22 protein-coding genes are annotated in these 24,674 nt (G+C 69.8%); 9 read left to right on the forward strand and 13 right to left on the reverse strand.

Features of this window, described 5'->3' with window-relative positions:
• Positions 1 to 20 precede the first annotated feature (20 nt).
• From ACGTNG_RS04255 to ACGTNG_RS04265, 3 genes are all read right to left on the reverse strand, one after another.
• Positions 21 to 1,094: a TIGR01620 family protein gene (locus ACGTNG_RS04255; RefSeq protein WP_394575688.1), complete on the reverse strand. Its 1,074-nt coding sequence runs from the start codon at positions 1,092 to 1,094 to the stop codon at positions 21 to 23.
• A complete protein-coding gene (locus tag ACGTNG_RS04260; protein ID WP_394575689.1) occupies positions 1,091 to 2,485 on the reverse strand; it encodes a YcjX family GTP-binding protein in 1,395 nt (464 codons plus the stop codon). The genes ACGTNG_RS04255 and ACGTNG_RS04260 overlap by 4 nt, the downstream gene beginning before the upstream one ends.
• 143 nt (positions 2,486 to 2,628) lie before the next feature.
• A complete protein-coding gene (locus ACGTNG_RS04265; RefSeq protein ID WP_394575690.1) occupies positions 2,629 to 2,847 on the reverse strand; it encodes a hypothetical protein in 219 nt (72 codons plus the stop codon).
• Positions 2,848 to 2,929: 82 nt separating this feature from the next.
• Here ACGTNG_RS04265 and ACGTNG_RS04270 point away from each other — a divergent pair, with 82 nt between their 5' ends.
• The 3 genes from ACGTNG_RS04270 (at position 2,930) to ACGTNG_RS04280 (ending at position 4,990) form a co-directional block, all read left to right on the forward strand.
• Positions 2,930 to 3,478 carry a DUF924 family protein gene (locus ACGTNG_RS04270; protein WP_394575691.1) on the forward strand — a complete coding sequence of 183 codons (549 nt, stop codon included), beginning with the start codon at positions 2,930 to 2,932 and terminating at the stop codon, positions 3,476 to 3,478.
• Positions 3,479 to 3,598: 120 nt separating this feature from the next.
• Positions 3,599 to 3,841: a GlsB/YeaQ/YmgE family stress response membrane protein gene (locus tag ACGTNG_RS04275; RefSeq protein WP_138180586.1), complete on the forward strand. Its 243-nt coding sequence runs from the start codon at positions 3,599 to 3,601 to the stop codon at positions 3,839 to 3,841.
• An 81-nt stretch (positions 3,842 to 3,922) separates the two neighbouring features.
• Positions 3,923 to 4,990 (forward strand): ion channel, encoded by a 1,068-nt coding sequence (locus ACGTNG_RS04280; protein WP_394575692.1) that lies wholly within the window; start codon positions 3,923 to 3,925, stop codon positions 4,988 to 4,990.
• 31 nt (positions 4,991 to 5,021) lie between these two features.
• Here the strand turns inward: ACGTNG_RS04280 and ACGTNG_RS04285 are convergent, their stop codons facing one another.
• The 3 genes from ACGTNG_RS04285 to ACGTNG_RS04295 form a co-directional block, all read right to left on the reverse strand.
• Entirely contained in the window at positions 5,022 to 5,636 is a 615-nt protein-coding gene (locus ACGTNG_RS04285) for a hypothetical protein (RefSeq protein WP_394575693.1), read from the reverse strand.
• 206 nt (positions 5,637 to 5,842) lie between these two features.
• Entirely contained in the window at positions 5,843 to 7,141 is a 1,299-nt protein-coding gene (gabT, locus tag ACGTNG_RS04290) for a 4-aminobutyrate--2-oxoglutarate transaminase (protein ID WP_394575695.1), read from the reverse strand.
• Positions 7,142 to 7,174: 33 nt separating this feature from the next.
• The gene (locus ACGTNG_RS04295; protein WP_394575696.1) at positions 7,175 to 8,620 is read right to left on the reverse strand and encodes an NAD-dependent succinate-semialdehyde dehydrogenase; all 1,446 of its coding nucleotides are present in this window, start codon (positions 8,618 to 8,620) and stop codon (positions 7,175 to 7,177) included.
• A gap of 203 nt (positions 8,621 to 8,823) precedes the next feature.
• Between ACGTNG_RS04295 and ACGTNG_RS04300 the strand changes: the two genes are divergently transcribed.
• From ACGTNG_RS04300 to ACGTNG_RS04310, 3 genes are all read left to right on the forward strand, one after another.
• A complete protein-coding gene (locus ACGTNG_RS04300) occupies positions 8,824 to 11,286 on the forward strand; it encodes a DUF1266 domain-containing protein (RefSeq protein WP_394575697.1) in 2,463 nt (820 codons plus the stop codon).
• A 208-nt stretch (positions 11,287 to 11,494) separates the two neighbouring features.
• Positions 11,495 to 12,112 carry an NlpC/P60 family protein gene (locus ACGTNG_RS04305; protein WP_394575698.1) on the forward strand — a complete coding sequence of 206 codons (618 nt, stop codon included), beginning with the start codon at positions 11,495 to 11,497 and terminating at the stop codon, positions 12,110 to 12,112.
• Between the two features lie 9 nt (positions 12,113 to 12,121).
• Positions 12,122 to 13,381 (forward strand): MFS transporter, encoded by a 1,260-nt coding sequence (locus ACGTNG_RS04310; protein WP_394575700.1) that lies wholly within the window; start codon positions 12,122 to 12,124, stop codon positions 13,379 to 13,381.
• Here ACGTNG_RS04310 and msrA read toward each other — a convergent pair.
• A complete protein-coding gene (msrA, locus tag ACGTNG_RS04315) occupies positions 13,303 to 13,932 on the reverse strand; it encodes a peptide-methionine (S)-S-oxide reductase MsrA (RefSeq protein WP_394575701.1) in 630 nt (209 codons plus the stop codon). The two genes, ACGTNG_RS04310 and msrA, sit on opposite strands and share 79 nt — an antisense overlap.
• Before the next feature lie 206 nt (positions 13,933 to 14,138).
• Here msrA and ACGTNG_RS04320 point away from each other — a divergent pair, with 206 nt between their 5' ends.
• Both ACGTNG_RS04320 and ACGTNG_RS04325 read left to right on the forward strand, forming a co-directional pair.
• Positions 14,139 to 16,388 (forward strand): dihydrolipoyl dehydrogenase family protein, encoded by a 2,250-nt coding sequence (locus tag ACGTNG_RS04320; protein WP_394575702.1) that lies wholly within the window; start codon positions 14,139 to 14,141, stop codon positions 16,386 to 16,388.
• The gene (locus ACGTNG_RS04325) at positions 16,388 to 17,050 is read left to right on the forward strand and encodes a CDP-alcohol phosphatidyltransferase family protein (RefSeq protein WP_394575703.1); all 663 of its coding nucleotides are present in this window, start codon (positions 16,388 to 16,390) and stop codon (positions 17,048 to 17,050) included. The genes ACGTNG_RS04320 and ACGTNG_RS04325 overlap by 1 nt, the downstream gene beginning before the upstream one ends.
• Before the next feature lie 178 nt (positions 17,051 to 17,228).
• On the opposite strand, the gene ACGTNG_RS04330 is transcribed toward ACGTNG_RS04325, so the two are convergent.
• Positions 17,229 to 17,711: an FKBP-type peptidyl-prolyl cis-trans isomerase gene (locus tag ACGTNG_RS04330; protein ID WP_108444778.1), complete on the reverse strand. Its 483-nt coding sequence runs from the start codon at positions 17,709 to 17,711 to the stop codon at positions 17,229 to 17,231.
• 236 nt (positions 17,712 to 17,947) lie between these two features.
• Between ACGTNG_RS04330 and ACGTNG_RS04335 the strand changes: the two genes are divergently transcribed.
• Positions 17,948 to 18,226 (forward strand): hypothetical protein, encoded by a 279-nt coding sequence (locus tag ACGTNG_RS04335; RefSeq protein WP_394575705.1) that lies wholly within the window; start codon positions 17,948 to 17,950, stop codon positions 18,224 to 18,226.
• 173 nt (positions 18,227 to 18,399) lie between these two features.
• Here the strand turns inward: ACGTNG_RS04335 and ACGTNG_RS04340 are convergent, their stop codons facing one another.
• The 5 genes from ACGTNG_RS04340 to purB all read right to left on the reverse strand — a co-directional run bounded on the left by ACGTNG_RS04340 (position 18,400) and on the right by purB (position 24,616).
• Positions 18,400 to 18,867, reverse strand: a complete 468-nt coding sequence (locus ACGTNG_RS04340) for an outer membrane lipoprotein (RefSeq protein ID WP_394575706.1) — start codon at positions 18,865 to 18,867, stop codon at positions 18,400 to 18,402.
• A gap of 283 nt (positions 18,868 to 19,150) precedes the next feature.
• A complete protein-coding gene (locus ACGTNG_RS04345; RefSeq protein ID WP_394575707.1) occupies positions 19,151 to 20,749 on the reverse strand; it encodes an isocitrate lyase in 1,599 nt (532 codons plus the stop codon).
• 396 nt (positions 20,750 to 21,145) lie between these two features.
• Positions 21,146 to 21,580, reverse strand: a complete 435-nt coding sequence (locus tag ACGTNG_RS04350) for a GNAT family N-acetyltransferase (RefSeq protein WP_394575708.1) — start codon at positions 21,578 to 21,580, stop codon at positions 21,146 to 21,148.
• Between the two features lie 267 nt (positions 21,581 to 21,847).
• Positions 21,848 to 23,023 carry a JmjC domain-containing protein gene (locus ACGTNG_RS04355; protein ID WP_394575709.1) on the reverse strand — a complete coding sequence of 392 codons (1,176 nt, stop codon included), beginning with the start codon at positions 23,021 to 23,023 and terminating at the stop codon, positions 21,848 to 21,850.
• A 228-nt stretch (positions 23,024 to 23,251) separates the two neighbouring features.
• Complete coding sequence (purB, locus tag ACGTNG_RS04360; RefSeq protein ID WP_394576167.1) at positions 23,252 to 24,616, reverse strand: adenylosuccinate lyase; 1,365 nt, start codon at positions 24,614 to 24,616, stop codon at positions 23,252 to 23,254.
• Positions 24,617 to 24,674 lie beyond the last annotated feature (58 nt).

Here is a 24,674-nt window from a genome sequence, read left to right on the forward strand (position 1 = left end):
GTACGCTGTCATGATCCGGGTCAAGGGTGGTGGGGCTGCTCCCGGGAGCGCGGTTCGCTGGCCTCCAGGCGCCTGATCTGCCGCCACAGGTCGCGGCGCAGGTCGGCCAGGCGTGGCGTCTCGTCCGAGGTGAACTCGAGCGGGCGCGCCAGCCGCTGGGTGCGCAGCCCCAGCCGCGCCCCCAAAAGCCCGATGCCGAGCCCCTGGGCGGCGCGCGTCGAGAGCTTGCCGGCCAGGTTCATGGTCAGCATCTCCATGCTGGCTTCGCCGGCGATCTCGCTGGCGCCCGCGAAGGCCATCTGATAGAGCACGCTGCGCAGCAGCCGCAGGCGCGCCGCATAGCCGAGCTCCAGCCCGTAGAGCCGACACAGCCGGTCGACCATCGCCAGGTGACGCCAGGCCACCAGGGCCATGTCCACCAGGGTCAGTGGGCTGACCGCCACCATGATCGCCGTCTCGCCGGACATCCGCGAGATCAGCCGGCTCGCCTCGCGATCCCGGGGCGCGAGCAGGTGGTGGTCGAGCAGGGCGCGAACGTCGCGCCCGTCGTGGTGGGGCTCCCGGGCCGCCACAAAGGCCTGCCAGTGGGGGTGGTCGTCATCCAGGGCCAGCTCGCGTCGCAGCCGTTCGGCGAGCGTCTGCGCCTCGGCCGGGGTGGCCTCGGGCAGTGCGGCCAGGCGCTCGCGCAGCCGCGCGTGGCGGGTCAGGCGGCGCAGGCGCCAGAGTTCGCGCGCCAGCGCCGAGCCGCCGAGGCCAAGGGCCAGCAACAGCAGCAGGCTCCAGGCACCGGCCATCCAGTCCCCGCCGAGGCTCGCGGCATAGAGGGTGTGGCCGGCCTCCAGGGTGCCCAGGCCGAGGCTACCGCCGAGCAGCGCGGCAAGGCCCCAGCGACGCTTGCGCGGGCGCATCAGGCTCTCGTCCAGCGCCTGTGCTTCCCACCGCGTCTGGCGCTCGGTCTCGGCCGGCGGCCGGCTCGGCGTCTCGTCATCGAACTGCCGGCCGGGTTGCGGGTCGGCGGGGGCGACGTCGTCGTGCGCCTCGTCGAGGGAGAAGTGCTCCCCCGGGCGCGGGTCGGGCTCGCGGGGAGGCATCATGGCAGCTTGTCTCCGATCAGCCAGTCCAGGGCGGCGTCCATGCGGATATGCGGCAGCGGCGTGCCGGGCTCGCGGGGCAGGGGGCGAAAGGCGGTGAAGGCGAAGCCCTGGCGGGCCCAGAAGTCGGCCCGGGGCAGGCGGTCCGGCACCTCGCCGGGAAACAGCAGGCGCGACTCGCCGTCGAGAGTCGTGCCGCGCAGGGCCGGCGAGCGCTGCCCCTGCTGGTGGACCTCGCGGCTCTCGGTGGCGCGAATCGCCGCCAGCGACAGGGCCCGCACCGGCACGTCGGCGAAACGCAGGTCCTTGAGCGGCTCGGCCAGCAGCGCCTCGAGCAGCGCGACCAGCCGGCCGTGCTGCTCGGGGGTGACGTGATCGGCCTTGGTGGCGGCGATGGCCAGGCGGTCGATGCGCGGCGCGAAGAGGCGCGTCAGCAGGCTGCGCCGACCGTAGTCGAAGCTCTGCATCAGCCGCGACAGCGCCCGGGAGAGATCCTCGAAGCGCTCGGGTCCGGCGTTGAGGGCGCCGAGCACGTCGACCAGCACGATCTGGCGGTCGAAGCGCCGGAAGTGCTCCCGGTAGAAGGGGCGCACGATGTGCTGCTGGTAGTGGCGAAAGCGTCGCGCCAGGGTGGCGTAGAGGCTCTCGGCCGGCAGGGCGGCGAGCGCCTCGCGGTCGGACTCGGCGATGCCCGGCAGCGGGAAGAACTGCAGCACCGGCGCGCCCTCGAGCTCGCCGGGTAGCAGGAAGCGCCCCGGCTGCAGGTCGGCGAAGCCGGCCTCCCGGGCGGCCCGCAGCCCGATCGCGTAGCGCTCGGCGATCTCGGCCAGGCGCGCCTCGTCGACCTCCTCGGCGGGATCGAGATCGCCCACCGCCGCCTGCCAGTCGGCGAACAGCGCGGCGCGCTCGCTGCCGCCATCGTGGCGCTGGGTCTCGCTCCAGCTCAGGTAGTCGTGACCCAGCAGCGGCAGGTCGAGCAGCCACTCGCCGGGATAGTCGAACAGGTCCAGGGTCAGCTGGCGCGTCTCGCCGCCGAGCAGGCCGCTGCGCGTGGGCCGGTAGCGCAGGGTCAGGCGCAGCTCGCTGATGCCGCGGGTCGGCTCGGGCCAGCGCGGTGGCTGGGCGTCCAGCGCCGCCATGGCCTGGTCGTAGGGGAAGCGCGGCACGCCCAGGTCCTGCTGCTGGACCCGTCGGGCGCCGAGCAGGCGTCCTTCGCGGGCGGCGGGCAGCAGGTCGAGGCGCGCCTCCAGGCCGGCATGGCGCAGCTGATTGACCAGCGAGGTGAGAAAGGCCGTCTTGCCCGCGCGAGAGAGGCCGGTCACCGCCAGGCGCAGCTGGCGGTCGCGGCCGCGCTCGAGCAGGTCATGGAGTTCACGGGGCAGGGAGGGGCGCATCGGACATCCTGGCAGGCGGTTTTACGTCGCTCTAATGTGCGGGTCGGGACGGCACCTGACAAGGGACGGTGTGACGAAACGACGCCGTCTCGCCCGGCACGCGGCGGCGGACGGCCGGGCTCCGTCGCCGGCCGGCCACGCGACTAGCGCGGTGGCATGGCCCCCGCCGGGATCGGCTGCACCAGCCCGAACAGCTGCAGCAGTAGGGGAGTGGCGGCGATCACGAACCCCAGCACCGCCAGGCAGCGACCGAGCACGCGCCGTTCCGGGCGACGCGCCAGGGTCAGGCCCCCGATGCAGATCACTAGGCCGAGGATATTGAAGACGTAACCGAGCATCTGCAGCATCTCGAAGGTGGTCATGTGGCTCTCTTGTGGTGGGTGGGGGTGGGGACGGCTACCCTCTGATGGTACCAGCTTCATCCCGGTGCATGAGGAGGATCCCATGGAGGAGCGTCGTCCCGAGACGGTGATCGACTTCTGGTTCGGGGAGCTCAAGCCCGCCCAGTGGTTTCGCAAGGACGCGGGCCTGGACGCCGAGATCGCCCGGCGCTTCGAGGCGCTGCTGACGGCCGCCGGCCGCGGCGAGCTATGGCAGTGGCGGGCCTCGGCCCGCGGGCGCCTGGCCGAGGTGATCGTGCTCGATCAGTTTCCGCGCCATATCCATCGCGGATCGCCCTTGGCCTTCGCCTGGGACCCGCTGGCCCTGGTGCTGGCCCAGGAGGCCGTCGCCCACCAGTCGGACCGCCTGCTCGACGTGGCCTGGCGCGCCTTCCTCTTCATGCCCTACATGCACAGCGAGTCGCTCGTCATCCATGACGAGGCGCTGCGCCTGTTCGCCCAGCCGGGGCTCGAGGAGAACCTGCGCCACGAGCAGCGCCATCGCGACGTGCTCGAACGCTTCGGTCGCTACCCCCATCGCAACGCCTCGCTCGGACGCGACTCGACGCCCGCCGAGCGCGCCTTCCTCGACCGGCCCGGGTCGACGTTCTAGCGCCGGTCGCACGCCGCGGTTCGCGGCGGCGGCACGCCGGGCTTTTCTCTCGCGCGCCACCGAGGCACCATCGAGTCCTCGTGACCGATCGGGTCACCCCGCAAAAAAGGAGCGTGTTCCATGGGTATCATCGCCTGGTTGATCATCGGTGGCCTGGCCGGCTGGATCGCCGGCCATATCATGCGCGGCGGCGGCTTCGGCCTGCTCGGCAACATCGGCGTCGGCGTGGTCGGCGCGGTGGTCGGCGGCGGGCTCTTCAACCTGCTGGGTCTGCAGGCCGGGGGCTTCGTCGGCTCGCTGGTCACCGCCATCGTCGGTGCCGTGGTGCTGCTGTGGGTCATCGCCAAGGTCAAGAAGGCCTGACGCGCCTTCCGTCCGGCTCGCCCCCCGCCGCGCGGGGGGATCTCATGGCCCCGCCTGGCGGGGCCATCGCAAGGGACCCGCATGTACGTACTGAAACGACTCGGCGCCGTGCTGATCCGCGGCATCGCCGACATGGGCTGGGGCGTGCTCGGCCTGCTGCTGCTCGGCTACCTGCTGCTCGCCTGGATCGGCCTTACGCTTGCCGGTGAGACGGCGCTGGTCGCCTCGCCGACCGCCTTCCTCTATTACATGATCGTCACCACCTCCACCGTCGGCTACGGGGACTACTCTCCCGTGACGCGGGGCGGTCAGCTGATGGTCGTGTTCTTCATCATTCCGGTGGGGATCGGGCTCTTCGCCACCCTGCTGGGCAAGGCCTCCGCCTCGGTGATCTCGCAGTTCACCCGGCGCCTCAACGGGGAGCAAACGATCGTGCAGAAGGACCATATCGTCATCGTCGGCTACAACGCCTACACCGCGTCGCTGGTCGATCAGGTCCGCGAGGAGTCGCGGCCCGGGCAGGTGGTGGCGCTCTGCGTCGGCGGCGGTGCGCCGTCCCGCAACCCCTTCCTCGAGCAGGGCGTGGAGTACTTCCGCGCCGCCTCGCTGTCGGACGAGTCGCTCTACGAGCGGGCCGCGGTGAAGGATGCCTCCCTGGTGGTGGTCGACGTCGAGGACGACAGCGAGACGAATCTCGTCTGCATGCACCTCTCCGCTCTGGTCGACGCCGACTGTCGGATCACCGCCTACGTGAAGAACCAGATGGTGGGGCGGCTGCTCGAGACCCACTGTCCCACGGTGAACGTGATTCCCTCCCTGCACCAGCAGATGCTGGTCAAGGCCGCCGTCGATCCCGGCAGCGAGGAGGTCATGCGCCTGCTCGTCGATGCCGACCAGGCGCAGACCCAGTACTCGACCCGCCTGGCGGGACTCCCGGAGCCCCTGTCGGTGGCGCGGGTGACGAGCCGCCTGCGCGCTCGCTGCCGCGCCTCGCTGATCGCGATCCGTCAGGGCGACGCGCTCTACCCGGTGCTCAACCCCGATGACGACGTCCTGCTGGCGGCAGGGGACGAGGTCTTCTATATCGCGGGGCGCCGACTCTCCCCCGAGGAGATGGCCGAGCACCTGACCGCAGAGGTCATCGACTGAACGGGGGAGCGCCACGGCTCGAGGTTGAGCCTCAATCGGCCGGCCTGGGCAGGATGCGCCGATAGCGATCCAGGCAGCGATCCAGCCACTCGCCGTTCAGCGCGATGTCGCTGGCCGCGGCGGGCAGCCGGATCTCGAGCAGGAAGAGGCCGTGACGCTCGCTGCCTGACGCGGCGAGGCGCTGACCGAGCTGACCGGCGAGGTCCGGCGTCAGGGACTCGACGCGCCGCCAGGTGAGCCGCAGGGCCTGTCGCTCGACGAGGTACTGGAAGCGCGCCGCGTCCTTCAGCACCGCCATGCCGCCCTGTACCAGCCCCTGGGAGAGGCTCTCCAGCGTGCGATAGCCCGGGGCGCCGGCGGCCCGGCAGGCGTGGCTCCCCTCCACGTAGCAGCCTTCCCGCGCCTCGGGATCGTCTGGCCAGCGACCGCCGCGACACCGCTCGGGGGTAGCCACGAAGGGCACCACCACGGGAACGGCCGGGGTGCCATCGTCGAGTCTCGCCTCGCGGGCCGCGATCATCCCATGGGCCAGCTGACCCTTCAGCCAGCGGTAGTCGCAGGCCTGCTGGATCCTGGCCCTGGCATCCTGGGCCGTGTGATGGGCCCCCTGCAGGGAGCGCAGCAGGGAGAGGGTGCGAAAGATCATGGCGCCAATCCGGTGGGCAGCGAAAGGGGGGATAACGAGAGCGACGCGCGCCTCGCCGTGGCGACCTTAGCAGGGAATCGGCCCGATGGCGTCCCCCGACGCAGGCCACCATGCAAGCGCTAGCGTAACGCCCCGACGCAAGCCGCCCGGCTGTCTCCAGCCGGGCGGTCGGGTCATGCGCGATGTTGTACCGTCAGGGCCTTGCGTCAGGCGGTGGCGGCGCTCTTGCTGCCGACCAGCTCCCTGAGGGACTCCTCGACGATGGCCAGGCCTTCCTCGAGAACCTCGTCCTCGATGGTCACCGGCATCAGGAAGCGGATGGTGTTGCCGTAGAGGCCACAGGAGAGCAGGATCAGTCCCTTCTCGCGGGCCTTCTTGCACAGCGCGCCGGCCAGCTCGGCGTCCGGGGTGTGGTTATCCCGGTCGGAGACCAGGTCGATGGCGGCCATGGCGCCCATGTTGCGGCCGAAGTCGACGCACTCGAAGTCCTGCTGCCACTGGTCGAAGCGCTTGGCCAGCTTGTCGCCGAGCGCCTGGCTCTTGCCGAGGATGTTCTCTTCCTCGAACACCTCGAGCACGGCCAGGGTCGCGGCGCAGGAGACCGGGCTGCCGGTGTAGGTGCCGCCCAGGGAGTTGGCGCCGGAGGCGTCCATGACCGTGTCGGTGCCGACCACGGCGGAGATCGGCATGCCATCGGCCATGCTCTTGGCCATGGTCATGATGTCCGGCTCGACGCCACTGTGCTCGATGGCGAACAGCTTGCCGGTCCGCCCGAAGCCGGACTGCACCTCGTCGACGATCATCAGGATGCCGTGCTCGTCGCAGATTTCGCGGATCGCCTTGAGGAAGCTCGCCGGCGCCGGGTAGAAGCCGCCCTCGCCGAGCACCGGCTCGAGCACGATGGCCGCGGTGTCCTTGGGATTGGCATCGGTCTTCAGCGCCATCTTCAGGCCGCGCAGGGCCTCGTCCTCGCTGACGCCGTGGTAGGGCACGGGGTAGGGCGCGCGGAAGACGTTGCCCGGCATGCTGCCGAAGTCGGTGGCGTAGGGGGCGACCTTGCCGTTCATCGCCATGGTCATGAAGGTACGGCCGTGGTAGCCGCCGTCGAAGCAGATGACGTTGTTCTTGCCGGTGGCCGCACGGGCGACCTTGACCGCGTTCTCCAGGGCCTCGGCACCGGAGTTGGCGAGCATCACCTTGGCATGGCCGCGCACCGGGGTGACCTGGCTGAGCTTCTCGGCCACCTTCACGTAGCCCTCATAGGGCATCACGGTCTGGCAGGTGTGCATCACCTTGTCGAGCTGGTCCTTGACCGCCTGGACCACCTTGGGATGGCGATGGCCGATGTTGAGCACGCCGATACCGCCGGCGAAGTCGATGATCCGGTTGCCGTCGGCATCCCAGATCAGGGCGTTCTCGGCGCGGTCGGCGAACTGGGTGGCCGGGCTCGCGGCACCGCTGGCCACGTAGCGCTGCTTGAGTTCGTTGAGCTGTGCGTTGTTCATGGGTCCTGACTCCTAGTTAGACGCTGCGGGCGATCAGAGGCCGCCGACGCAGACGTATTTTAGTTCAGTGTACTCGTCCAGGCCGTGGCGCGACCCTTCGCGTCCCAGGCCCGATTCCTTCACGCCTCCGAAGGGGGCAAGCTCGGTGGACAGGATGCCCTCGTTGACCGCCACCATGCCATATTCGAGCCCTTCCATCACATGCCAGATACGACGATAGTCGCGGGCATAGAAGTAGGCGGCGAGGCCGAATTCGGTGGCATTGGCCATGGCGATCGCCTCGTCATCGGTCTCGAAGCGAAACACCGGGGCCAGCGGGCCGAAGGTCTCTTCGCGAGCCACGCGCATCGCGTCGGTGACGTCGGCGATGATCGTCGGCTCGAAGAAGGTGCCGCCCAGCGCGTGGGGCGCGCCGCCGCAGACCAGGCGTCCGCCCTTGTCGAGGGCATCGGCGATGTGCGTCTGCACCTTGTCGACGGCGGCGTCATTGATCAGCGGGCCCTGCACCACGCCCTCCTCGAGGCCGTTGCCCACCTGGAGTTCGGCGACCCGCGCGGCGAGCTTCTCGAGGAAGGCGTCGTAGACCCCGGCCTGGACCAGCAGGCGGTTGGTGCACACGCAGGTCTGGCCGGAGTTGCGGAACTTGGAGGCCACGGCCCCCTCGACGGCGGCGTCCAGGTCGGCATCGTCGAAGACGATGAAGGGCGCGTTGCCGCCGAGCTCCATGGAGGCCTTCTTCACCGTGCCGGCGCACTGGGCGAGGAGCCGCTTGCCGACCGGGGTGGAGCCGGTGAAGGAGATCTTGCGCACCCGCGGATCGGTGGTCAGCACCTCGCCGATCTCGGCGGGCTTCGAGGCGGTCACCACGTTGATCACGCCGGCCGGGAAGCCGGCCTCCTCGGCGAGCTTGGCCAGCGCCAGGGCGGTCAGCGGCGTGGCCTCGGCGGGCTTGATCACCACAGGGCAGCCGGCGGCGAGCGCCGGGGCGCACTTGCGGGTGATCATGGCCAGCGGGAAGTTCCAGGGGGTGATCGCCGCCACCACGCCGATCGGCTCGCGGAACACCAGGATGCGCTTGTCCGCGCCGTGGCCGGGCAGGGTCTCGCCGGCCACCCGCTTGGCCTCCTCGGCGTAGTACTCCACGAAGGCGGCGCCGTAGGCCACCTCGCCCCGGGACTCGGCGAGCGGCTTGCCCTGCTCGAGGGTCATCAGCCGCGCCAGGGCCTCCTGGTGCTCCATGATGCGATCGAACCAGCCACGCAGCAGGGCGGCGCGCTCCTTGGCGGTCTTCCGGCGCCAGGCCGGCCAGGCATCCGCGGCCGCGGCGACGGCCTCACGGGCCTGCTCGCCGCTGAGATCCGGGACCTCGGCCAGGCGTTCGCCGGTGGCGGGATTGGTCACGGCGAAACGGCGTTCGCCGTCTCGCCACTGGCCGGCCACAAAGGCCTTGTCGATCAGCAGCTCGGGGTGCGCAGACATCAGGGTTCCTCGTGATATGATCATCTTGTTTGACGAGTGTGCATTATTTAAAACATGTCGCCAAGCCCGCGTCCAGCGCGATTTTCTCGCGCGAGTCTCCCATGGCCATCGGCGCTGGCACGGCTTTCCGGTACACTATGCCGCCGACTTGCTGCGCTTGGCAGCACTGCACGTTCCTGTTCCGGATGATGGCGAGGTGAGCCTTGGTCGATCCCCTTAATGCCTGGTGGGCCCAGCAGCTGGTGCTGTGTGACTGGGCCTTCGCCCCCGATCCTCTCACAGTGGATGCCGAGACGGCGGTTGCGCGACTCTCGGCGCTCGGGGTCGTCGATCGAGGCGAGCTGGGCTGGTGCCTGCTGGAGACCCTCGGCACCGGGGGCCACCTCGACCCGGCGCGGCTGCTGGCCGGCCTGGAGATCATCGCCCTGGCCGGCGGCGCCGGCTGGCTCTGCGAGGCACGCGCCCGCGGCTGGGCCCAGCGGCTGGCCGAGGAGATCACCGCGCACCACGCGAGCCTAGATGCCTGGCTATCGGCGCTGCTGCATGCCCGCAGCGCCGAGGGCTGGGTGCGCGGTGACGACGGCTTCTATGAGGCCTGTGAGGCGCTGGCGGCCCTCGAACATGACGGCGCCGGAGTGACCTGGGAGATGCTGCAGGAGTGGCTCGCCCATCATCCCCGGGAGGCGGCGCTCTGGCCGACGCCCCCCGAGCATCAGGTATGGCGTCTGCGCGCCGCCTTCTCGCCGGTCCTCGAACTGCCGGCCGGCGCCCATGACTGGCAGCGCCTCGAGGCCTGGCTTGACGAGGCGTGGCAGATCCAGGGCCGTGACGACCTGGTGCGCAGCCTGCTGTGGCTGGCCGCCCAGGGCGACCGTCACGGCTGGGACCTGGACGCCTCGCGCCTGCTCGAGGCCGATGGCGCGGCGCGACGACAGTGGCAGGACGCGCTGGACGGGGGAGAGCGCGACTACGGCCGGGTGCTGCTCGGCTTCCTCGACCGCGGCGAGCCGCTGGAGTGGGCCGCCTGGGACTGGCTGCGGCTGGTCGACCTGGCCTGGGCGGGGGCCTGCCTGGGGTGGCTCGATACACAAGAGGCCCACGACTTCGCCCACCACGGGGCCGATCTGCTGCTGCGTCGCTACAGCGACTGGGCGGCCCTGGCGCGGGCCTACCAGCGCGGCCGCAGCCTGTTCGAGGGGCGCAACCTGCTGCCCTCGCTCGAGGCCGACTGGTCGCTGCTGCTGCAGTCGCCGGTCAGCCCCTGGAAGACGCCCCTGCAGGGGCTGGTCGCCGACGAGCTCATCGCGGCGTCGCGGGGCGCCCTGGGGGCCTGGCGCCGCGATCCGCGCCACTGGGTGCTGGCGCTGGCGACGGTGCGCGAGCCCGAGTTCGCCGCCCGCCAGGGCACGCCACCCGAGCTGCCGGCGGCACGGCGCGAAGAGGCGCGACACTACCTCGCCGAGACCCTCGACCTGCATGCCGACGAGGGCGTCGAGGCGCTCTCCCGCTACTGGCTGCCGGCCCAGGCCCATCACCTCAATCAGCTGGCCGCGGACGCCGCCCACGGGGCCCTGCCGATGGCCGAGACGCCCTTCGGCCATGCGCTGCCCAAGGAACTGGCCGCCCGCGACGGCCTGAAGCAGGCCAGCCGCCACGCGGCGACGATCCACATGGCCGAAAAGTTCGCCTTCCACCTGCAGATGGCCATGGACAGCGGCGACTTCGATGGGACCCGCCTGGCCGCGCTGGCGCGTGCCCTGCAGGGCTCGCTGTGCCGCTTCTATCCCGATGCCCGGCGCCTGCTGAAGGCCTGGGCCCAGTGGGAGAGCCTGCTCCCCGAGCCCGAGCAGGCGCCGATGGTCGCCGAGATCCGCTGGCACCTGGAGGATCCCGGCAGCCTCTTCCACTGGCTCGACTGGCGGGGCGGAGAGTGGCACGAGCCCGGTCCGCGGCCGACGCTCGTCCACTTCACGGCCATGGCCCTGGTGGGACCGCTCAACAGTCCGGCCTGGAGCCTGCCCCAGCCGGAGAGCGAGCGCGAGTGCGCGGCCATTCGCGAGTGGGTCGACGGCCACTACGCCCTGCACGGCGCGGCAGAGCTCACCGAGTTCCTCGATTACCTGATCGAGGCGGGCGATCGTCAGGAGTATCAGATCAACTACGCCCCCTACACCCTCAACCGGGGACGGCTCGCCTCGGAGATCGCGATCCTCGAGAGCGACGAGTGCAGCGAGGAGGAGGGCGCCCACCTGCTGCGGCTGAAGCGTGTCAGGGACGACGAGGACGGCTGCAACGACATCGACCTGGCGGCCTGGGACATCGCCCAGGCGGTGGACCTGGCCATCGCCGGCCGCCAGCTCGGCTGGCTCGAGCAGGACGCCTTCCTGCGCCTGCTCGAGCGGGCCCACGCCCTGGCCAGCGAGCACTACGCGGGCTGGGAAGAGTACGCCCGTGGCCTGCATGCCGGTTTCTCCTTCTTCATGGGCGAGACCCCCGAGCGCGAGAGCTTCCTGGCCGGTTTCCGCCAGGCGCTGGTGACCTGGCTCTCCGGCGCGCCGCCCCTGGCCGGCGCCTGGGCCAGCCTCGACTTTCCCGGGGCGCGGCCGCGCCACTGGGCGCCGCTGCATATCGATACGCTGCCGGGCGACCATCGCACCCTCCACTGAGGACTCGCCCTGCGAGGCGCCTTTGGTTTATAGTCGGTTCGGCGCAGCGCCGCTGCCGGGCCATGGACCCGCAGCGAGCCGCCGGGAGGCCGCTGTGGCAGTGCCCCCGAAGCATCAGGGAACACTGCCACAGCGACAATTCGCAGGAGCCGAGGAACGCACCGCATCGAAGGAGCAGATGCGGCTCCGTCAACTAGGTCGTTGCAGGATGCTGGACGCTCGCGCGTGTCGTGTGGGAACCCTGGGAGTCGCCCTGCTGATGCTGGCCGGCTGCGCCGCGCCGGGGCCAAGCGAAAAGCCGCCGGTCGGCGACTACTTCGCCCGCGACCTGCCGGGCCTGCCCGGCGATCCCCGCATGTCGCCGGTGGACAATCCCATCCTCGAGGCCCGAGGCCTGCGACACCCGCCCCCGCGGCTGATTCGACGCGCCCTGCTGGCGCAGCACGAGCGCTGGGTCGGCACCCCCTATCGGCTGGGCGGGGAGAGCACCCGGGGCATCGACTGCTCGGCGCTGGTCCAGAACATCTTCAGCGATACCTTCCGCTTCGACCTGCCGCGCACCACCGGCGAGCAGGTGCGCCAGGGGCTCGAGATCGAGCGTGATGACCTGCGTCCCGGCGACCTGGTGTTCTTCCGCCCCCCCGGCGCCTATCGCCACGTCGGCATCTACGTCGGCGAGGGCCGCTTCCTGCACGCCTCCACGTCCCGGGGCGTGATGATCTCCGAGCTCGATAATCGCTACTGGCAGCGCTACTACTGGCAGGCGCGCCGCACCCTGGAGCCGGTCCTGCTGGCCCGGCGTCTCGACGCCCTGGGCGAGGGCTGAGCGGACGGCATGCTCGCGGTGCGCAGCCCCGCCTGGTGGCGCACCACCCTGGCGCTCTGCCTGGGCTCCTTCCTGGTCTTCATCAACCTCTACGCTCCCCAGCCGCTGCTGCCGGCGCTGCGCGAGGCCTATGGCGTCTCGACGCTGGCCATCAGCCTGACGATGTCCGCCGCCACGCTGTCGCTGGCCGCCTCGCTGCTGGTGTTCGGTCCGCTTTCCGATGCCATCGGCCGCGGCGCCATCATGCGCCTGACCCTGCTGGCGTCGGGCCTGCTCTCCCTGGCGCTGGCGCTGGCGCCGACCTTCGAGGCCCTGCTGGCGTTGCGGGCGCTGCAGGGGTTCGTGCTGGGGGGATTGCCGGCGGTGGCCATCGCCTGGATGGGCGATGAGTTCGAGCGCCCGGCACTGCTCTCGGCGGTGGGGCTCTATATCGGCGCCAACTCGCTGGGCGGGATCGCCGGCCGAGTGGTCGGTGGCGCGGTGGCCGAGATCGGTGGACCCGCGGCGAGCTTCATGACCGTGGGGAGCATGACGCTGGTCGGGCTGGCGCTGTTCTGGAAGCTGTTGCCGCCGGCGCGCGCCTTCACGCCGCGTCGCTTCGCTTTGGGCGGTGCCCTGGCCGATCTGGGCGGGCACCTGGCGACCCCGCGGCTGCTCGGCGCCTACCTGCTCGGCGGGCTCAACTTCATGATCTTCATCAACCAGTACAGCTACCTCACCTTCCGCCTGGCGGAGGCGCCGTTCGGACTGGGGGCGCGGCTGTTGGGCCTGATCTTCCTGACTTACCTGGGCGGGACGCTCGGCTCGTCGCTCTCGGGGCGCCTGGCCGGGCGCTGGTCGCAGCCGACGTGCATGATGCTGGGGATCCTGATCTTCGCGGTCGGCACCACCCTGACCCTGGCCGGCTCGCTCGCCTGGATCATCGTCGGGCTCTCGCTCAACGCCTTCGGCTTCTTCCTGGCCCACTCCATGGCCTCGAGCTGGGTGGGGCGCCACGCCGGTCGGGCGCGGGGCAGCGCCTCGGCGCTCTACCTGGTGTTCTACTATGGCGGGGCGAGCCTCGGCGGCCTGTGGTTGGAGCCGTTCTGGCGGGCCGCCGGCTGGCCCGGCGTGGCGCTGGCCTCATGGCTGGTGCTGGGCGGAACCCTGGCGCTCGCCGCCTGGCTGTGGCGCGGCGAGCGCCGCGAGGCTCAGGGCGCGGTGCTGGCGCTGGCCTCCTCGCCCCAGACCTCCTCGAGCCGGTCGACGCGGCCGCAGGCCGACTTGTAGAAGTTGTAGCGCACGCGATTCTCGGCGTAGTAGTTCTGGTGGTACTCCTCGGCCGGGTAGAAGGCGTCGAAGTCGCTGATCTCGGTGGCGATCTCCCGGTCGAAGCGCTCGGCCATGGCCTCGCGGCTGGCTTCGGCCAGGGCGCGCTGCTCGGCGTTCATGGGGAAGATGGCGCTGCGGTAGGAGGCGCCCTTGTCGCAGAACTGGCGATCCTCGGCGAACGGGTCGACGTTGCGCCAGAACACGTAGAGCAGGGTCTCGTAGTCGACCCGCTCGGGGTCGTAGTCGACCTTGACCGCCTCGGCGTGCCCCGTGCCGCCGGCCGTGACCTGACGGTAGGTCGGGTTCTCGGTGTGGCCGCCGGTGTAACCCGAGGTGGTGGCGGTCACGCCGTCGACCTTGTCGTAGGCCTCTTCCACGCACCAGAAGCAGCCGCCGGCGAAGACCGCGCTGGCCGTCTCGTCACTGGCCTGGGAGGGGCTCCCCAGCAGGAAGGCGGCCGGCAGGGCCAGCAGCGCCAGGTGCCGAAGGGGAGGGGAGGGCAGTTTCATGGGTGGCTCCGTTGGTGAGAGGTGTTAGATTGGAGCCTATCGATTGCCTAGGGTTCCGTACAAGCTCTGTGCAATAATGTACGCCGTGTAAGGGACCCCGTTCCGCGGCGACAGAGGGGCGTTGCCGTGCTGGCATCCGCCCGGTTCGGGCCTCATCGGCCACGTATCGACTCGACCCTCACCCCTCTCGACCAGGAGCCCCTCCCTTGACTCGACGACGCCTGATACTCGCGGCCTTGATCGCCCTGCTGGTGGCGGCCTATTTCCTCACCGGTGCCGACGAGGTCCTGACGCTGGCCAACCTGCAGGCCGAGCAGGACCGCTTCCAGGCCTGGCTGGCCGCCGATCCCCTGACCGTCGCCGGCGGCTTCTTCCTGATCTACGTGGTCATCACCGCGGTCTCGCTGCCCGGGGCCACCCTGCTGACGCTGCTCGGTGGCGCGCTGTTCGGGCTCGGCTGGGGGCTCCTGCTGATCTCCTTCGCCAGCAGCCTGGGGGCGACGCTCGCCGCGCTGATCGCCCGCACCCTGGCGCGGGAGCCGCTGGAGCGGCGCTTCGCCACCCAGCTTGCGCGCATCAACGCCGGCATCGAGCGCGAGGGGGCCTTCTATCTCTTCACGCTGCGGCTGATCCCGCTGTTTCCCTTCTTCGTGATCAACCTGGTGATGGGCCTGACCCGCATGCGGCTGACGACCTTCTACTGGGTCAGCCAGCTGGGTATGCTGCCCGGCACCGCGGTCTACGTGAATGCCGGCCGGGAGCTTGGCAACCTGGAGTCGCTGGCCGGCATCCTCTCACCGGGCCTGATCGGCTCCTTCGTGCTGATCGGCCTCTTCCCCTGGCTGGCCCGTGGCCTGGTGGCCATCGGCAAGCGGCGCCAGCTGGCCCGTCGCTTCGCGAGGCCGGCCCGCTTCGACCAGGACATCGTGGTGATCGGTGGCGGCTCGGCGGGGCTGGTGGCGAGCTACATCGCCTCGGCGGTGAAGGCGCGGGTGGCGCTGGTCGAGCGCGACCGGCTGGGCGGCGACTGCCTCAACACCGGCTGCGTGCCTTCCAAGGCGCTGATCCGCGCCGCCCGCCTCGTAAGCGAGATCCGCGAGGCGCCACGCTACGGCGTCACCGCCGGCGAACCCGAGGTGGATTTCGCCGCGGTGATGGGGCACGTGCACCGGGCCATCCGCGAAGTGGAGCCCCACGATAGCCGCGAGCGCTACGAGGGGCTGGGCGTCGAGGTGATCGAAGGCGACGCCGTCCTCGACGATCCCTGGCGGGTGCGAATCCGGGAGGGCGCGACGGAGCGGGTGATCACCACCCGCCACGTGATCATCGCCAGCGGGGCGCGCCCGCGGGTGCCGCCGCTGCCGGGCCTCGAGGCCATCGAGGTGCTCACCTCGGACAACCTCTGGCAGCTCGAGACGCTGCCCGAACGGCTGGTGGTGCTGGGCGGCGGCCCGATCGGCTGTGAGCTCGGGCAGAGCTTCGCCCGGCTCGGCAGTCGGGTGTCGCTGGTGGAGATGGGCGAGCAGCTGCTGCCCCGGGAGGATCGCGACGTGGCCGGCGAGCTCGAGGCGCGGCTCGTCGAGGAGGGCGTCGCGGTACGCCTCGCCACCCGGGCGCGGCGGGTGATCGCTGACGACCACGGTGGCCATGTGCTGGAGGTCGAGCATGCCGATGAGCACGGCGAAGCGCATCTCGAGCGCCTGCCCTTCAGCCACCTGCTGGTGGCGGTGGGGCGCCAGGCCAACGTCCAGGGGCTGGGCCTCGAGGCCCTGGGGGTCGAGACCCGCGCCGATGGCACCCTGGCCGTGGATGAGACGCTGCAGAGCGTGCTGCCCAACGTCTGGGCCTGTGGCGACGTGGCCGGCCCCTACCAGCTGACCCATGCCAGCGCCCACCAGGCCTGGCATGCCACGGTCAATGCGCTGTTCGGCGAGCTCAAGCGCTTTCGCGTGAGCTATCGGGCCCTGCCGGCGGTCACCTTCACGGACCCCGAGGTGGCGCGCGTCGGCCTCAACGAGCGCGAGGCAGAGCGCCAGGGCGTGGGGATCGAGGTGACCCGCTATGCCCTGAGCGAACTGGACCGGGCCATCGCCGAGGGCCGAACCGAGGGCTTCATCAAGGTGCTGACCGTGCCCGGGCGTGATCGCCTGCTGGGCGCGACCATCGTCGGCCCGGGGGCGGGCGAGATGCTGGCCGAGTTCACCCTGGCGATGACCCACGGCATCGGGCTCAACAAGCTGCTGGGCACCATCCACCCCTATCCGACCCACAGCGAGGCGGTCAAGGCGACGGCGGGAGTGTGGAAGAACGCCCACAAGCCGGAGCGTGTGCTGGGCTGGCTGTCGCGCTACTTCGCCTGGCGACGCGGCACGTCGGACGCGGAAGCCGCCGCGCCATCGGTCGGACAGGCCGCGGATCGAGAGGCCGCACGAGCGACCGGGAAGGGGGGGCAATAATGCTCGATCGCTGGACCATGCCCCTTACCCAGGCGCCGCTGACGCGCCTGGCGCGGGGCCTCGCCCGCGGGCGGGTGCGCCCCGATCAAGTGACGGTGGCAGCCTTCCTGGTCGGCATGCTGGCGCTGCCCCTGCTGGCCCTGGAGGCGTACCTGCCGGCGCTGGTCGCGATCCTGCTCAATCGGCTCGGCGACGGGCTCGATGGGGCGCTGGCCCGGCTCTCCGGCCGGGCCAGCGACGCCGGCGGCTTCCTCGACATCGGCCTGGACTTCGTCTTCTACGGCGCGGTGGTGCTCGGCTTCGCCCTGGCCGACCCGGCCGCCCATGCCCTGGCGGCGGCCCTGCTGCTGTTCGCCTTCATCGGCACCGGGACCTCCTTCCTGGCCTTCGCCATCATGGCCACCCGTCACGGCCTGGAGCGGCCGCGTTTCCAGCAGAAGGCCTTCTACTACCTGCACGGGCTGACCGAGGGTACCGAGACCGTGCTGGCCTTCGTGGTGTTCTGCCTGTTCCCCGACCACTTCGCGCTGCTGGCCACGCTGTTCGCGGCGGCCTGCCTGCTGACGACCGCCACCCGGCTGTGGGGCGGTTACCGGACCCTGCGGGACTTCGAGACAGAGGAGGGGGAGCCGGCCCGGGTCGGGCAGCGGGTCACGCGCTGACGTCGCGAGAGCGGAGTCGGGCGGACGATGCGGCGGCGCACCGTCTCCGGGTGGAGCCGCATCCACTCGAACCGCGTGCGGTCGAACCAAAATGACGAAGGGGCAGCCAATGGCTGCCCCTTCGCGTCGCGTCATGCCGGATTCGCCGTCAGGCGGGGGCATGCTGTCGGCAATGCGATCAGTGCTCGTGACCACCTTCACCGTGCACGTGGCCGTGCTCGACCTCTTCCTCGCTGGCCTCGCGGACTTCGGCGATCTCGACGTCGAAGTTCAGGGACTGCCCGGCGAGCGGGTGGTTGCCGTCGACGGTGACGGTATCACCCTCGACCTGGGTCACGGTGACCATCAGCGGGCCGCCCTGGGTCTGCGCCTGGAACTGCATGCCCGGCTCGACGCTCTCGACGCCCTGGAAGGCATCGCGCGGCACTTCCTGCACCAGCTGGGGCTGAATCTCGCCATAGCCTTCCTCCGGGGCCACCTGTGCCTGGAGCTTGTCGCCAGCCGCGCGACCTTCCAGTTGCTTCTCGAGGCCCGGAATGATGTTGCCGGCGCCGTGGAGGTAGGTCAGCGGCTCGCGGCCTTCCGAGCTGTCCAGCACTTCACCTGCGTCGTTGGTCAGGGTGTAGTGGAACGCGACAACGGAATTCTGCGCAATCTGCATTGAAGAACCTTTCGGTGAGTGCATGTGGCCAGCCATGGTAACGCGCCGGTCAAGCGGCTGTCAGGGGCATTGAGGAAATTCAGGATGCGCCGGATGAGCCTGAGCGGCATTCACCCTGGCGCGGCCGCCGATCCGCCGCCGAGGGACGTTCGGACTGTTGCGTGGTCTATCGGGCAGGGATACCCTGACAGACCAAGATTTCTGCCCCTTACGTCCCCCCTGTCCTGGAGAATGCCATGACCCCGATCCTGATCTGGCTGATCGCCTTCGCCGTCGTCCTGACGCTCTTGCTCAAGCGCTGGGATGCTTCGATCAACCGCGGGCTCGATGGGCTGCTGCCCGCCGTGCTGCGCAGCGAGGACGACCGCTGGGTCTGGTGTCCGGCGCTGGCGGTGCTGGTCGCCACCGCCGTGGTCCAGCCGGTCGACCTGCTGCTCACCCTGATCGTCATCGGCGTGCTGGCGCTGGTCGGCGCCAAGCTGGCCGGCTGGGCCATGAACAAGGTGCAGCACTGAGTCCCCGGCAGAACCTGCTGCGAGGGGCGAGGCGCTCGCGCTGACACGCCCTCCGGCACCCCAGCATCGATGCATCGAAAAAGGCCCGCGGATCGCTCCGCGGGCCTTTTCTGTTCCGGTCGGTGTCTGGCCGATCCGTGCACGGCGATCAGGCCGCTCCGGCCTCGGTGCCCTCAGTAGGGAGCGACGCTGGCGCTGGAACCGCTGCCGATGATGCGCACGCGCTGGCCCACCTGGAAGTTCTGGTCGGCCTTCTGGACGATGACCACGTCCTGGGCGTTGTCCTGGCGGATCTCGATCTCCCAGGCCGGAATCAGGTTGCTGGACTCCTCGATCTTGGAGCCGGCCAGGCTGCCGGCGATCACCCCGGCCGCCGTGGCGAGGGTGCGGCCCGAGCCGCCGCCGACCTGGTTGCCCAGCAGGCCGCCGATCACCGCGCCGCCGCCGGTGCCGATCAGCCCGCCGGCACGGCTGTCGGCCTGGATCTGCACCCGACGCAGGGCGGTGATGGTGCCGAAGGTGACGGACTGGGCCGCCTTGGCCTGGTTGCCGCTATAGACGTTGCCGGAGTAGGGCGAGGTGTTGGCGCAACCGGCCAGCGTCAGGACGCCTAGGGCGAGAACGGGAAGAAGGCGCTTCATGAGGAGATCTCCTTGATGTCCTTGAGGAACACTCGGCCATGCGCGGACGGCCAAAGGTTAATGGACAGTGTTCGCTAATGAGTCTACCCATCGCGAGGGGGCTTGGCCAGCGTTCCGGCGATGATGATGGCGAGTGTAGCCCCGGGGCGAGGCGAGCAGTATGAAAACAATCAGCAGAAAACGGTCCGCATGAAAAAGGGGAGGCCGTGACGGCCTCCCCGGGATCAGCGATGAGGGGCCACGATCGGCCCGGGCATGGTCCCGGGCCGATCGCGCCGCCTGCTCAGCCGAACTGGTTCATGGTGTTGTCCTTGCCACCGGCCTTGAGGGCCGCCTCGCCGTGGAAGAACTCCTTGTGGTCGTCGCCGATGTTGGAGCCGGCCATGTCCTGATGCTTGACGGTGGCGATGCCCTCGCGGATCTCCTTGCGCTGCACGCCCGCCACGTAGGCCAGCATGCCCTCGTCGCCGAAGTAGCCCTTGGCCAGGTTGTCGGTGGACAGGGCCGCGGTGTGGTAGGTCGGCAGGGTGATCAGGTGGTGGAAGATCCCGGCCTCGCGGGCGCCGTCGCGCTGGAAGTTGCGGGTCCACTCGTCGGCCAGCCGGCCAAGCTCGGTCTCGTCGTACTTGGCGTTCATCAGGTCGGCGCGCTCGTAGGCGGAGACGTCCTTGCCTTCCTGTTCCCAGGCGTCGAAGACCTGCTGGCGGAAGTTCAGGGTCCAGTTGAAGGACGGCGAGTTGTTGTAGACCAGCTTGGCGTCCGGGCAGACCTCGCGGATGCGGTTGACCATGCCGGCGATCTGGCCGACGTGGGGCTTCTCGGTCTCGATCCACAGCAGGTCGGCGCCGTTCTGCAGGCTGGTGATGCAGTCCAGCACCACGCGGTCCTCGCCGGTGCCCGGCTTGAACTGGTAGAGGCCGGAGGCCAGGCGCTTGACCTTGACCAGCTTGCCGTCCTGCTTGATCACCACGTCGCCGTTGTCGATGTCGGAGGCGCTGTCGATCTCGTCGCCGTCCAGGTAGCTGTTGTACTGGTCGCCCAGGTCGCCCGGCTCGTTGGTCACGGCGATCTTCTGGGTCAGGCCGGCACCCAGGGAATCGGTGCGGGCGACGATCACGCCGTCCTCGACGCCGAGTTCCAGGAAGGCGTAGCGCACGGCGTTGATCTTGGCGATGAAGTCTTCGTGGGGCACGGTGACCTTGCCGTCCTGGTGGCCGCACTGCTTCTCGTCGGATACCTGGTTCTCGAGCTGGATGCAGCAGGCACCCGCCTCGATCATCTTCTTGGCCAGCAGGTAGGTGGCCTCGGCGTTGCCGAAACCGGCATCGATGTCGGCGATGATCGGCACGATGTGGGTCTCGTGGCCGTCGATCTTGGCGATCAGCTCATCGGCCTTCTTCTCGTCGCCGGCCTTCTTCGCCTCTTCCAGGTCGCGGAACAGGTGGTTCAGCTCCCAGGTGTCGGCCTGGCGCAGGAAGGTGTAGAGCTCCTCGATCAGCGACGGCACGCTGGTCTTCTCGTGCATGGACTGATCGGGCAGCGGGCCGAACTCGGAGCGCAGCGCGGCGACCATCCAGCCGGAAAGGTAGAGGTAGGAGCGCTTGGTGGTGTTGAAGTGCTTCTTGATGGAGATCAGCTTCTGCTGGCCGATGAAGCCGTGCCAGCAGCCCAGCGACTGGGTGTACTGGGAGCTGTCGGCGTCGTAGGCGGCCATGTCCTCGCGCATGATCTTCGCGGTGTAGCGGGCGATGTCCAGGCCGGTCTGAAAGCGGTTCTGTACCCGCATGCGGGCGGCGTGCTCAGGGTTGACGTTGTCCCACTTGCCTTGCTGGGCTTCGCGCAGTTGAGCCAGTGCCTTGAGTTCGTCTTTGAATGTCGTCATGGGGCCATCCTTCAGGTCAGGAGTGGAATCTCACGATCGCCGCCATCCGTCGCGGCGTGTCGCCAAAGTCGCCTGCTGCATCATTCGGCCAAGCCCGTGAATCCGGAAAGCCTTATGCTGCACCTGCGAAGTGTCTTCAGGTTCCACCAGGGCCGTGCGCTTGTCTCTACGGCCTTGGTCGAACTCCGGCGAGAGGAAGAGGGAGACCCTTGCGTGCCGCTGAGGCAGGTGATCGCCGGCCCGCTTCCCTCGCCATGGATTCCACTATGGCCCCGCATGACGGGCCTTCACCATTCCCCCTTGGGTGCACAAGGCGTTGTAACTCGACTACAGGAAGGCGGCGGGCGCCGCCTTTCGTGTAGTCGAATGCCGAGAAGGGGATGGTCGGGACGGGGTTCAGTCCTGGAGCGGGAGGTGCATGTTGCGGTGCGCAATGCCGGCGTCCATGAACTCGCCACCGACGGCCTCGAAGCCCAGTCGTTCATAGAAGGCCAGGGCATGGGTCTGGGCGGCGAGCTCCACCCGCGGATGGCCGTCACGACGGGCGGCCTCGATGGCGGCCTGCATCAGGGCCACCCCGACGCCGCAACCGCGTGCCTCATTGAGCACCGCCACCCGGCCGATGTGGGCGTCGGGCAGCAGCCGCGCGGTGCCGACTGGCCGGCCGTCCTGCACGGCCAGGAAGTGGCGGCAGTCGCCGTCGCGCCCGTCCCACTCCTCCTCGACGGGCACGCGTTGCTCCTCGATGAAGACGACCCGGCGGATCTCGGTGGCCTCGGGGCCGAGCGTCTCCCAGTCGCCCTCGCGAATCTCTAGCTTGGTTTTTAGCATGTCATCCCTTCCCATGCTCGGGGTTGATCCGGCGGCAGGCCCCGGGGCGCCGGACCGTCGAGGAGGCGCCATGAATACTTCCCTGTAGGCTACCGACGCCCTGCTTCGCTCTCGCGTCCCGTTCCGCTTGCAGGGCCAGTGCTGGCCATCCATGGCCAGCCCGTTCGAAGCAGTGCTTCTCACCCCTGGCGTAGGACCTCCGCTTCGGCCTGCCCCCGGCGCCCCTCGCGTGAAACTAACGAACCGAACTCCACTTTCTACTTGCGACTACTCCTCGAACTCGTCGGGCCAGGCGAGGCTGCCGGCGTCGCGCAGGGCGCCGAGCAGCGCGGGCGCCTCCGGAAAGGACAGCAGCGCCGCGTCCAGGGGCGCCTCGGAGGCCAGCGTGCGGGCCAGCGGCAGGGCGCACACCACGCCATCGCCGTCGGCGAACAGCGTCGCCCGCGTCTCGTCCAGGGCCCGCCAGGCGAAGCGGGAGCCGGGGCTGCGCACCAGCTGCTCGCCCTCCTGTAGTGCGGCGACAAGCGCCTCGGGCCCGGTCGGCGTCTCGGTGGGGACCAGCTGGTCGGCGTACTTGGGCTGGGTCATCACCCGGCCGAACCACTGGGCCAGCTGGGCCGGATCGTCGAGGGTGTCGAAGATCAGCCGGCGCATGCGGGCCACGGCAGCATCGTCGAGCTCGGCGGGATCCGCCGGAGGCGCCATGCCGGCGTCGGCGTAGCGGATGGATGCCGGCAGCTGCTCGCCGAGGTAGTCGGCGTAGGAGGTGATGGCCTCGTCCGCCGAGGGCGCACGGAAGCCCACCGAGAGCGTCAGGCAGTCGTCGGACTGGCTGACGCCGTGGTGGGCCCAGGCGGGGGGCAGGTAGAGCATGTCGCCCGGCTCCAGGACCCAGTCCTGGTCGGCCTCGACCTCGAAGGTCTCGAGGATGCGCAGGTCGATGCCGGCAAGGATCGGTGCCTCGTCGGGGACCTGGCCGCCGAGCTGCCAGCGCCGGGTGCCCTGGCCCTGGAGCAGGAAGACGTCGTACTGGTCGACGTGGGGGCCGACGCTGCCGCCGGGCGGCGCGTAGCTGACCATGATGTCATCCAGCCGCCAGCGCGGCAGGAAGGTGAAGTGCTCGAGCAGCGCGGCGACCTCGGGCACGTAGTGATCCACGGCCTGTACCAGCAGGGTCCAGTCGCGCTCGGGCAGCCGGGCGAAGGTGGCCTCATCGAAGGGGCCGTGGCTGACCTGCCAGGGCCCCTTGGGACCGCGCTCCTCGACCAGGCGCGCCTCGATGTTCTCCTCGCAGGCCAGGCCGGCCAGCTCATCGGGGGCGAGGGGGCACTGGAAGTCGGGGAAGGCGCCGCGGATCAGCAGCGGCTTGCGCTGCCAGTGATCGCGCAGGAAGTCGGTGGCAGAGAGGCCGCCGAGCAGGGTGAGGGGTTCGTCTGGTGACATGGTCTCGCGCTCGCGATGGGGTGAAACGGCGACAGGCGCCGGAGGGCGCCTGTCGGGATACTAGCATGTCGCGGGCCTGCTCTGCGCCGTCGCGGCTGTTCCGGCGACAGCTCTACGAGGAGGCGCTATGAACCCTTCCCTGGGCGCTACCGACGCCATCCCTGGCGTAGGACCTCCTCTTCGAGCTGTCCCCGGCGCCGCTCAGTATATTGCTCGGCGCTTGGCGCCTTACAGGTTGCGCGCCTGGGCCTCGGCGTTGCCGATGTAGCTTGCCGGGCTGAGTGCCTTGAGCTCGCTCTTCACCTCGGCAGGCAGCTCGAGGGTGTCGATGAAGGCGGCGAAGCCGGTCTGGTCGATGCGCTTGCCGCGGGTCAGCTCCTTGAGCTTCTCGTAGGGCTTCTCGATGCCGTAGCGGCGCATCACGGTCTGGATCGGCTCGGCGAGCACCTCCCAGCTGTTGTCGAGGTCCTCGGCCAGGCGCGCCGGGTTGGCCTCGAGCTTGGAGATGCCCTTGAGCGAGGCCTGGTAGGCGATCATGCCGTAGGCCAGGCCCACGCCGAGGTTACGCAGCACCGTGGAGTCGGTGAGGTCGCGCTGCCAGCGGGAGATCGGCAGTTTCTGGGCCAGGTGGCCGAGCACGGCGTTGGCGAGCCCCAGGTTGCCCTCGGAGTTCTCGAAGTCGATCGGGTTGACCTTGTGGGGCATGGTCGAGGAGCCGATCTCGCCGGCCACGGTGCGCTGCTTGAAGTAGCCCAGCGAGATGTAGCCCCAGACGTCGCGATCGAAGTCGATGAGGATGGTGTTGAAGCGGCACACCGCGTCGAACAGCTCGGCGATGTAGTCGTGGGGCTCGATCTGGGTGGTGTAGGGGTTGAAGGTCAGGCCCAGCCCCTCGACGAAGCGCCGGGCGTTGGCCTCCCAGTCCACCTCGGGGTAGGTCGCGAGGTGGGCGTTGTAGTTGCCCACCGCGCCGTTGATCTTGCCGAAGATCTCGACCGCCTCGATCTGCTTGAGCTGGCGGCGCAGGCGGTAGGCGACGTTGGCCATCTCCTTGCCGAGCGTGGTCGGGCTCGCGGTCTGGCCGTGGGTGCGCGAGAGCATCGGCTGGGCGGCGTGCTCCTCGGCCAGGCGGGCGACCTCGTCGGCGACCCGGTGCATCATCGGCAGCAGCGCCTTCAGGCCGTCGGTCAGCATCACGCCGTGGGAGAGGTTGTTGATGTCCTCGCTGGTGCAGGCGAAGTGCACGAACTCGGTGACCGCATGCAGCTCCGGCTGGTCGGCGATCTTCTCCTTGATGAAGTACTCCACCGCCTTGACGTCGTGGTTGGTGGTGCGCTCGATGGTCTTGATGCGCTCGGCATCCGCCAGCGAGAAGTCGCGCAGCAGGGCCTCGAGGTGCGCGGTGGCCTCGGCGGAGAGCCTCGGCACCTCGGTGATCTGAGGGTGCTCGGCGAGGCACTCGAGCCAGCGGATCTCGACGATGACCCGGGCGCGGATCAGGCCGAACTCGCTGAAGTGCTCGCGCAGGGCGGCGGCCTTGGACTCGTAGCGGCCATCCACGGGAGAGAGGGCGGTGAGGGCGGAGAGGGGCAGGGGAGCGGCTTGCATGGGTCGGGTTCCGATCGAGGAGTGGTAACGGGGTGATGAACAG

It is taken from the genome of Halomonas sp. B23F22_3 (assembly GCF_043496965.1).
GTDB lineage: Bacteria > Pseudomonadota > Gammaproteobacteria > Pseudomonadales > Halomonadaceae > Halomonas.

What these genes read in the sequence shown, in the direction of transcription:
- ACGTNG_RS04255 (WP_394575688.1), bottom strand. Translation starts at nt 1,094, where the DNA reads ATGATGCCTCCCCGCGAGCCCGACCCGCGCCCGGGGGAGCACTTCTCC.
- ACGTNG_RS04260 (WP_394575689.1), bottom strand. Translation starts at nt 2,485, where the DNA reads ATGCGCCCCTCCCTGCCCCGTGAACTCCATGACCTGCTCGAGCGCGGC.
- ACGTNG_RS04265 (WP_394575690.1), bottom strand. Translation starts at nt 2,847, where the DNA reads ATGACCACCTTCGAGATGCTGCAGATGCTCGGTTACGTCTTCAATATC.
- ACGTNG_RS04270 (WP_394575691.1), top strand. Translation starts at nt 2,930, where the DNA reads ATGGAGGAGCGTCGTCCCGAGACGGTGATCGACTTCTGGTTCGGGGAG.
- ACGTNG_RS04275 (WP_138180586.1), top strand. Translation starts at nt 3,599, where the DNA reads ATGGGTATCATCGCCTGGTTGATCATCGGTGGCCTGGCCGGCTGGATC.
- ACGTNG_RS04280 (WP_394575692.1), top strand. Translation starts at nt 3,923, where the DNA reads ATGTACGTACTGAAACGACTCGGCGCCGTGCTGATCCGCGGCATCGCC.
- ACGTNG_RS04285 (WP_394575693.1), bottom strand. Translation starts at nt 5,636, where the DNA reads ATGATCTTTCGCACCCTCTCCCTGCTGCGCTCCCTGCAGGGGGCCCAT.
- gabT (WP_394575695.1), bottom strand. Translation starts at nt 7,141, where the DNA reads ATGAACAACGCACAGCTCAACGAACTCAAGCAGCGCTACGTGGCCAGC.
- ACGTNG_RS04295 (WP_394575696.1), bottom strand. Translation starts at nt 8,620, where the DNA reads ATGTCTGCGCACCCCGAGCTGCTGATCGACAAGGCCTTTGTGGCCGGC.
- ACGTNG_RS04305 (WP_394575698.1), top strand. Translation starts at nt 11,495, where the DNA reads ATGCTGGACGCTCGCGCGTGTCGTGTGGGAACCCTGGGAGTCGCCCTG.
- ACGTNG_RS04310 (WP_394575700.1), top strand. Translation starts at nt 12,122, where the DNA reads ATGCTCGCGGTGCGCAGCCCCGCCTGGTGGCGCACCACCCTGGCGCTC.
- msrA (WP_394575701.1), bottom strand. Translation starts at nt 13,932, where the DNA reads ATGAAACTGCCCTCCCCTCCCCTTCGGCACCTGGCGCTGCTGGCCCTG.
- ACGTNG_RS04325 (WP_394575703.1), top strand. Translation starts at nt 16,388, where the DNA reads ATGCTCGATCGCTGGACCATGCCCCTTACCCAGGCGCCGCTGACGCGC.
- ACGTNG_RS04330 (WP_108444778.1), bottom strand. Translation starts at nt 17,711, where the DNA reads ATGCAGATTGCGCAGAATTCCGTTGTCGCGTTCCACTACACCCTGACC.
- ACGTNG_RS04335 (WP_394575705.1), top strand. Translation starts at nt 17,948, where the DNA reads ATGACCCCGATCCTGATCTGGCTGATCGCCTTCGCCGTCGTCCTGACG.
- ACGTNG_RS04340 (WP_394575706.1), bottom strand. Translation starts at nt 18,867, where the DNA reads ATGAAGCGCCTTCTTCCCGTTCTCGCCCTAGGCGTCCTGACGCTGGCC.
- ACGTNG_RS04345 (WP_394575707.1), bottom strand. Translation starts at nt 20,749, where the DNA reads ATGACGACATTCAAAGACGAACTCAAGGCACTGGCTCAACTGCGCGAA.
- ACGTNG_RS04350 (WP_394575708.1), bottom strand. Translation starts at nt 21,580, where the DNA reads ATGCTAAAAACCAAGCTAGAGATTCGCGAGGGCGACTGGGAGACGCTC.
- ACGTNG_RS04355 (WP_394575709.1), bottom strand. Translation starts at nt 23,023, where the DNA reads ATGTCACCAGACGAACCCCTCACCCTGCTCGGCGGCCTCTCTGCCACC.